The following is a 7,867-nucleotide window of genomic DNA, read 5'->3' as shown; positions in this document are numbered from 1 at the left end:
GGGGCTGGGTATGGGGCTCCGGACGAGGGGTGGTCACGGTGCGCTTCGAGACCGCGGAGACCCCTGCCGGCCCCGTCAGGTCGTACGCCGAGGACGACCCGGACCTGTCGGCCTGGGTTCCTCCAGCACCGCCTGGAGAGCGCTGATCGCCCGCGAGCTGTGGCTCTTGACCGTGCCGCCGCTGATCCGCAGCTCGCCCGCGGTCTCCTCGACGCTCAGACCGAGCCAGTGGCGCAGCACGACCACCTTGCGCTGCATCTCCGGCAGTTGCTGGAGCGCCTCGAAGAGCGCGGAGCGCTCCTCGACCGGCAACCCCGGGTCGACGGCACGGTCGTGGCCGTCCAGACCCGACCGTTCGCGCCGCCACGGGCGTCGCGACTCGTCGATCTGGCTGCGCACGATGATCCGACGGACGTAGGCGTCCGGGCTCCCCTCCCGGTGCACCCTGGGCCACGCGACGTAGAGCTTGGTCAGCGCCGTCTGCAGCAGGTCGTCGGCTCGATGCCAGTCACCGCACACGGCGTACGCGATCCGGCGCAGATGGGCCTGGCGCGCGGCGACGTAGTCGACGTACGCCGCGTCGCGATCGTCGCCGGACCGGCTCACCGCACCCCCTCGCCGGACTCCGTCTGCTGCGCGAGGTAGGCGAGCACGGCCGCCACCGTCGCCTCGGGCAGCACGTCGGCGTCGACCGGGACCGTCTCCGCCCGGGAGCCGTGGCCGCGGATGACGACGAACCAGGTGCGGCCCTCACGCACCACCTCGGCGACCCGGTCACCGGGCGACGTGTAGCCCTCGACGACCTCGATCTCCTGCACGTCCACCAGCGTGCTGCCAGGCCCCGCCACGACCTGGTCATCGGCACCCACGGACACCAGGGCGTCCGGCTGGGCCCCGCCGCTGAGCTCGACCGCGCTCGCCAGCCAGTCCTCGAACCGGCTGTAGCCCTTGCCGGGGTCCTCGGCGCTCGAGCCGCTCGAGAACTGGCCAGGGATCGGGTTGCCCTGCGGATCCACTGCGCGCTCGACCGTGAGGAGCATCCACCGGGTGCGCTCCCCGTCGGTCACCACGACCCCGAGCGAAGCCTCCGGGGGTTCGTATCCGACGGGCTCCTCCACGCGCCGGACGACCTGCCAACCGTCCTTGACCACCAGCTCCCCTCGCTGGTCGAACGCGGCCGGGAAGCTGTTGCTGACCAGGGCCTGGGCCATCTGGTCGGCGCGGGCGCGGGCCTCGGCCGCGAGCTCCGCCAGCGACCGCCGGAGCTGGGTCTCGTCGATCGCGCCCTCGGCGGGGGACGCGCTCGGCGGCGACATCGGCTGGGCGGTCTCCGGCCCACCGCCGCTCGGCCCCAGCACCACGGCGCCGCCGAGGACGAGCGCCACCGCGGCTGCCGACGCGGCGGTGCCCGCCCGGCGGCGGCGTCGCACGGCCGCCCTGCCGGCAGCGAGCCGGTGGGCAGGTGACGGCAGCGGCGGCCCGTCACCGACGCTGTCGTCGATCGCGGCGCGCAGGTGGGCGAGGGCCGGTTCGTCGAGGTGCATGACTCCTCTACGTAGCGTCCGGCGCCGAGGTTGTCCCGGCGCGATAACCAGTGTCGCCGCTCGTGCGTCCTCCCTAGGCTGGTCGCTCGTGGACATCAGGGAGATCGACCTCGCCGACGACGCGCTCATGGAGTCGGTGTACGGCGTCGACGTCCGCTCGTCCCACCTGGGGCGCGAGTCGATGCCGATGTGGACCCACCAGGAGTTCCTCGGTGCCTACCGCACCGGCGACAGCGGAGAGCGCCAGCTGCTCCTCGGTGCCTTCGAGGGCGACACGCTGCTCGGCTACACGGCCCTGTGGTTCCCGCTCCTCGACAACCTCGACAAGGTCTACGTCGAGCTGCACGTGGACCCGCCCGCACGTCGGCGCGGCATCGGTCGGGCCCTGCTCGCCGAGGTCGAGGCCCAGGCCCGCGCCGACGGGCGCAGGCTGCTGCTCGCCGACTCCAAGATGCCGCCGGGGCAGCGCGAGACCCACCCCTACCGCCGGTTCGCCGACGCCACCGGCTTCGAGTTCTCCAACGTCGAGGTCGTCAGGCACCTCCCGCTCCCGGTGCCCGAGGAGCGACTCGAGGCCTGGCTGGCCCGGGCCGCCGAGCGCCACGAGGGCCACACGATCGCGACGTACGTCGACGAGTTCCCCGACGAGCTGGCCAAGTCGCTGTGCACGCTGCTCGGCCAGCTGGCGGTCGACGCCCCCACCGGTCTGGTCGACTTCGAGGAGGAGGACTTCAACGTCGACCGCCTCAAGGAGCGTTACGCGACGACCGCCGCGATGGGCCGCTCGCTCTACGAGACCGTCGCCCTGAGCCCCGACGGCGAGGTGGCGGCCCAGTCGACGCTTGCGGTCGCCAAGGGGGAGGGCACCGACGTCTTCCAGTGGGGCACCTTCGTGCACCGGGACCACCGCGGCCACCGGCTCGGGCTGGCCGTCAAGGTCGCCAACATCAAGGCGGTCCAGGACGCCCATCCCGACAAGCGCCGGATCACGACACAGAACGCGGAGTCCAACGCGTTCATGGTCGACATCAACAAGGAGCTCGGCTTCGAGGCCGTCGAGGACTCCATGGAGTGGATCAAGCGGCTCTGAAGGGGGCGAACCGCACCGGCTCCCCCGGCCGAAGCTGCGCGCACTGCCACAGGTCGTCGGGATGGACGACGGCGACGACCGGGTAGCCGCCGGTCGGTGGGCGGTCGGCGAGCAGCACCACCGGCTGCCCGTCGGGTGGCACCTGGACGGCGCCGAGCACCATGCCCTCGCTGGGGAGCTCCGCGGGCCCAATTCGCGGCACCGCCGGACCGTCCAGGCGCAGACCGACCCGGTTGGACTCCGGCCGGACGACGTACGCCGCCGCGCACAGCCGCTCGAGAGCATCGTCGTCGAAGAAGCCCGGGTGCGGGCCGGCGAACAGCCGGAGCGGCCCGGGAGCCGGCGGCCGGGGCGTGTCCAGCGGCCTGGGCTCCCCCGCCGCCGGGCCGACCGGCAGGACGGTCCCGTCGGCGACCCGAGGTGGACCGACCCACGCCAGGGTGTCGGTGGCGCGCGAGCCCAGGACCGGGTCGACGCTGAACCCGCCGGCGACCGCCAGGTAGGACCGCACCCCGGCAGCCGGCGTACCGATCTCCAGCGTCGTGCCGGCGGCCAGCCACTGGGCGTGCGCGTGCGCGCGGTCGGCGCCGGTCACGGCGACCCACAGTCCTCTGCTGGCCCGCGCCGCGAAGCCGCCCAGCGTGACCTCCAACAGGGCGGCGTCCGGGCGGTTGCCGACGAGCCGGTTGGCGAGCTCCGCGGCCGGCCGGTCCAGCGGTCCGGCGCGCGGGACACCGAGGTGGGCCAGTCCTCGGCGGCCACGGTCCTGCACGGTGGTCAGCGCTCCCGCCGACAGCACCTCGAGATGGGTCATGCCGGCACCAGCCGCACCCGGGTGCCCGGCGCCAGCAGCGCGGGCCGGTCGCTCGCGGGGTCCCACAGCGTCGCCGTCGTGCGCCCGAGCAGGCGCCAGCCCCCCGGTGACGCGGTCGGGTAGATGCCGCACCACCGGTCCGCCACCGCCACGGAGCCGGCCGGCACCTCCGGGCGTGGGGTGCCCAGCCGCGGCACGGCCAGCTCGGCGGGCAGGCCGCTGAGGTAGGCGAAGCCCGGCGCGAACCCGCAGAACGCCGAGAGCAGGTCGGTGTCCGCGAGCCGGGCGGCGACCCCGGCCGCGTCGGTCGCCCACCGGTCCGCGACGTCGTCCAGGTCGGGGCCGTCGAAGACGACCGGCACCTCGACCAGGGGTCCCGGCTCGACCGCGGAGTCGTCCCCGGGCCACGACGTCAGCAGGTCCTCCAGGGACGCGAGGTCCGCGACGCCCTCGAAGAGGACGGTCCGCGCCCCCGGGACCACGTCCGTGGCGGCCACCCGCGCGGCCCGCGCCCAGCCGGCGAGGGCCAGCGCCCGGCGTACGTCGGCGACCTCGGCGCGCAGCGAGGCGGCTCCGACCCGGGTGAGTGTCACGGGTGTGTCAGGCACGTGAACAGTGTGCTGCGAGCCGCGCGCCGACTTGCGGCGCACGGGCGGAGTCGGCACGGTAAGGGCCAGAAAAGGGTGAGGGCCTCTTGATGGTATGAGCATCAAGAGGCCCTCGGCTTTGAGGCGGAAACGGTGACGCCCACCTCGACCGCACTGTCCGTGGGACCCCGCCGACCCCGTCACCGGGCCGACGCCGCGACCGAGGTCGCGGTGCGGGTCTTCGATCCAGCTCGGCCCCGGTCTCCCAGCGGCAAGCCGCTGCTCGACCAGAGTTGTGAGAGTCGCCTGGTGGTATGAGCACCAAGCGGCCCTCGGACCGCGACACCTCCGGCAAGCCGGCGATGCCTCGGGTGAGGAGGAGGTGACGCCCACCTCGACCTGGCCGGCACTGGGACCCCGTCGCCCCCGTCACCGGGCCGACGCCGCGACCGAGGTCGCGGTGTGGATCTTCGTGCCTGTCTGGTCCCCGGGCCCTCTGCGTTCCGGCCTTTCGGCCTTCCCGCTGGTGGCTCGGTGGGAGAGTTCTATGCCCTGCGTTCGACGGCGCGCAAGGGATTGCTCGAAGAAAGTTCGACATTCTTCTGGTCCCACAGACTGGTCCACAGAAGTGCGGCCGGACTCCACAGTTTCCCGGGGTTCTCCACATGTTCGTCCCCCTCCTGTGGAGGAAGGATCAGAGGCCCCGGGGAGTCCAGCCGGAACCCTCGAGCGCCCGCCGGACCGCGCGGGCGTGGGCGACCGCACCGGGGGTGTCGCCGTGCAGGCACAGGGAGTCGACGGTGGCCGCGAGCCGCACCGCGTGGTGGGCGATCTCGTCCGGGTCGTCGAGCACCGCGCCCGGCCGGTCGCGCGGCAGCAGCCGGCCGTCGGCCCCGTAGGCCCGGTCCGGGAACCCCTCGGACCGCACCACCCGTCCCGCCGCGGCGGCGATCCGGGCCAGGACACCCGGCATCGTGAGGACCGGCAGGGACCCGGACCCCTCGAGGACCGCGGCCGCCTGCGCCTCGTCGTCCAGGACCCGGTGGTAGAGGGCCCCGTGCGGCTTGACGTAGCTCACCGTCGTGCCGGCCGCGGCGGCGATCGCCGACAGCGCGCCGACCTGGTCGGCCACCTGGTCCCGGAGCACATGTGGCTCGACGTCCTGTGCCACCCGGCCGAAGTTGGCGCGGTCGTCGTAGGAGACCTGCGCGCCCACCGCCACCCCGAGGGCCGCGGCACGCTCGCACACGCTGGCCATGATGGCGGCGTTGCCGGCGTGGTAGCCGCAGGCGACGTTGGCGCTGGTCACGACGTCCAGCAGGGCGGCGTCGTCGGTGACCTCCTCCCCCAGATCGGCGTTCAGGTCGACGTACCGCACGGCACCCAAGGTAGGCCCGGATAGGTTCGCCAGGGTGCAGCCACCCATCGCCGAACGCCGCCCGGTCACCACGGAGCACCACGGCCGGACCCGCGTCGACGACTACGACTGGCTGCGGGCCAAGGGCTCCGAGGAGGTGACGGCCTACCTCGAGGCGGAGAACGCCTACACCGAGCACCGCACCGCCCACCTGGCCGGGCTGCGCCAGACGATCTTCGAGGAGATCAAGGCGCGCACGCTCGAGACCGACCTCTCGGTGCCGACCCGGAGCCGCGGCCACTGGTACTACGGACGCTCCTTCGAGGGCAAGGAGTACGGCGCCAGCTGCCGGGTCCCCGTGGCGGACCCGGAGGACTGGACGCCGCCCCGCCCCGACGAGGACGCGACACCGGACACGCCCGCACTCCCCGGTGAGGAGGTGCTGCTCGACCTCGACGCGCTCGCGGAGGGCCACGAGTTCTTCTCGCTCGGCGGGTCGAGCGTCAGCCCGGACGGCACGATGCTCGCGTACTCCACGGACGTGGTCGGCGACGAGCGGTACACCATCCGGGTCAAGGACCTCGGTGTCGACGCAGCCGCCGGCGAGCTCCACGACGAGGTCGTCGGGGTCATCGGGGGCGCGACCTGGGACCGGGCGGGCGAGAGCTTCTACTACACGACCGTCGACGACGCCTGGCGGTCCGACAAGGTCTGGCGGCACCGGCTCGGCACCCCCCAGGAGGAGGACGAGCTGGTGCACCACGAGACCGACGAGCGGTTCTTCGTCGGGGTGGGCCGCTCCCGCAGCGACCGCTTCATCGTCGTCGCGAGCGGCTCCAAGACCACCTCGGAGTACCGCTTCCTCGACGCCGACGCCCCGGAGGAGGGCTGGCGGGTCTTCGCCGAGCGCCGGGACGGCCTCGAGTACTCGCTCGACCACGCGGTGCTGGCAGGCGAGGACCGGTTCGTGGTCCTGCACAACGCCACGGGGCCCGACTTCGAGATCGGCACCGCCCCCATCGCGCCGACTCCGCCGGAGGAGTGGCGGCCGCTGGTCCCGCACGACCCGGCGGTCCGGCTCGAGAGCGTCGACGCGTTCGCGGGTCACCTGGTGGTCAGCCAGCGCAGCGCCGGGCTGACCCAGCTCCGGGTCCTCGAGCTCGGCGATGCCCGGTCGACCTCGGGCGGCGCGCCGGTGACCGACGACTACCTCGTCGAGTTCGACCACGAGATCTACACCGTCGGGTCGGGCAGCAACCCGGGCTTCGATCGGCCGACCGTGCGGCTGGGCTACACCACGATGGCGGTCCCCTCCTCGGTCTACGACTACGACGTGCGCACCCGGGAGCTCACGCTGCTCAAGCGGGCCCCGGTGCTCGGCGGCTACGACCCCGCCGACTACGAGGAGCACCGGCTCTGGGCGACGGCCGAGGACGGCGCACGGGTGCCGATCTCGATCGTGGCCCGTCGCGGCTCCCGGGGGGCTGCGTCCGACTCCGAGGCGGGCGGAGGCACCCGGCCGGTCCCGGTCCTGCTCTACGGCTACGGCGCCTACGAGCTGTCCATCGACCCGTACTTCTCGGTCGCGCGGCTGTCCCTGCTCGACCGCGGGGCGGCGTTCGCCATCGCGCACGTCCGCGGCGGCGGCGAGATGGGCAGGCACTGGTACGACGAGGGCAAGATGCTCGCCAAGCAGCACACCTTCTCCGACTTCGTCGCCTGCGCCCGGCACCTCGTCGACACCGGCTGGACGACCCCGGACACCCTGGTCGCCGAGGGTGCCAGCGCCGGCGGGCTCCTGGTGGGCGCCGTGGCCAACCAGGCTCCGGAGCTCTTCGGCGGGATCGTCGCCGGGGTGCCGTTCGTCGACACCCTCACGAGCATGCTCGACGCGAGCCTGCCGCTGACGGTCACCGAGTACGACGAGTGGGGGGACCCGGCCAGCGACCCAGCGGTCTACGACTACCTGGCGTCGTACTCGCCCTACGACAACGTCGCCGCCGTCCGCTACCCCCCGATCCTCGCCGAGACGTCCCTCAACGACACCCGGGTGCTCTACGTCGAGCCCGCCAAGTGGGTGGCCCGGCTGCGCGCGGTCGCGCTGAACGGAGAGGACGTGCTGCTGCGGACCGAGATGGCGGCCGGGCACGGCGGCGTCTCGGGCCGCTACAAGGCGTGGAAGGACCGGGCGTTCACGCTGGCCTGGGTGCTGGACCGGATGGGGCTGGCCGGGTCGCCCGAGCCGCGCTGACCAGCTGCCGACCGGGCATCTCGACCCATCCGCCGGACGCTCGGCTCCGGATCACCCCTGAGAAGTCCCTGAGATTCCTCTCATCAGGCAACTCCGCGGACTGCTCGAGCGTCGATCAAGGCGTAAGCACCCCCCAAGGGCCCGTGTGAGCAGGGAATCTTCGGGTCACCGGGGGCGTTGATGAGGACGTGTGACCTCCAGGGTCCCACGCAGGGCAAGGAGGG

General features: G+C 73.3%; 6 protein-coding genes and 2 pseudogenes. 3 read left to right on the top strand and 5 right to left on the bottom strand.

Features of this window, described 5'->3' with window-relative positions; translation table 11 throughout:
- A pseudogene (locus tag JHD21_RS01355) lies at positions 1-146 on the top strand (DNA polymerase IV); the annotation flags it as partial.
- Here the strand turns inward: JHD21_RS01355 and JHD21_RS01350 are convergent.
- Together JHD21_RS01350 and JHD21_RS01345 are read right to left on the bottom strand one after the other, a co-directional pair.
- Positions 145-606: pseudogene (locus tag JHD21_RS01350) on the bottom strand (SigE family RNA polymerase sigma factor); the annotation flags it as partial. The pseudogenes JHD21_RS01355 and JHD21_RS01350 overlap by 2 nt on opposite strands.
- Positions 603-1,544, bottom strand: coding sequence for a hypothetical protein (locus JHD21_RS01345; protein WP_292671028.1), 942 nt, complete (start codon positions 1,542-1,544; stop codon positions 603-605). The gene JHD21_RS01345 and the pseudogene JHD21_RS01350, both read right to left, overlap by 4 nt.
- 88 nt (positions 1,545-1,632) lie before the next feature.
- On the opposite strand from JHD21_RS01345, the gene JHD21_RS01340 reads away from it, so the two are divergent.
- Positions 1,633-2,634, top strand: a complete 1,002-nt coding sequence (locus JHD21_RS01340; protein ID WP_292671027.1) for a GNAT family N-acetyltransferase — start codon at positions 1,633-1,635, stop codon at positions 2,632-2,634.
- Here JHD21_RS01340 and JHD21_RS01335 read toward each other — a convergent pair.
- From JHD21_RS01335 to JHD21_RS01325, 3 genes are all read right to left on the bottom strand, one after another.
- A complete protein-coding gene (locus JHD21_RS01335) occupies positions 2,621-3,448 on the bottom strand; it encodes a biotin-dependent carboxyltransferase family protein (protein WP_292671025.1) in 828 nt (275 codons plus the stop codon). The two genes, JHD21_RS01340 and JHD21_RS01335, sit on opposite strands and share 14 nt — an antisense overlap.
- On the bottom strand, positions 3,445-4,056 hold the full coding sequence (locus JHD21_RS01330; RefSeq protein ID WP_292671023.1) for a carboxyltransferase domain-containing protein: 612 nt from the start codon (positions 4,054-4,056) through the stop codon (positions 3,445-3,447). Before JHD21_RS01330 ends, JHD21_RS01335 begins: the two co-directional genes overlap by 4 nt.
- A gap of 673 nt (positions 4,057-4,729) precedes the next feature.
- A complete protein-coding gene (locus JHD21_RS01325; protein ID WP_292671021.1) occupies positions 4,730-5,413 on the bottom strand; it encodes a 5-oxoprolinase subunit PxpA in 684 nt (227 codons plus the stop codon).
- 34 nt (positions 5,414-5,447) lie between these two features.
- Here JHD21_RS01325 and JHD21_RS01320 point away from each other — a divergent pair, with 34 nt between their 5' ends.
- On the top strand, positions 5,448-7,643 hold the full coding sequence (locus JHD21_RS01320) for a S9 family peptidase (RefSeq protein WP_292671019.1): 2,196 nt from the start codon (positions 5,448-5,450) through the stop codon (positions 7,641-7,643).
- The last annotated feature ends 224 nt before the right edge of the window (positions 7,644-7,867 follow it).

Source organism: Nocardioides sp., from assembly GCF_016462705.1.
Classification (GTDB): domain Bacteria; phylum Actinomycetota; class Actinomycetes; order Propionibacteriales; family Nocardioidaceae; genus Nocardioides.
The sequence above is the reverse complement of the archived record's forward strand: the minus strand, read 5'-3'. Positions and strand labels throughout refer to the sequence as shown.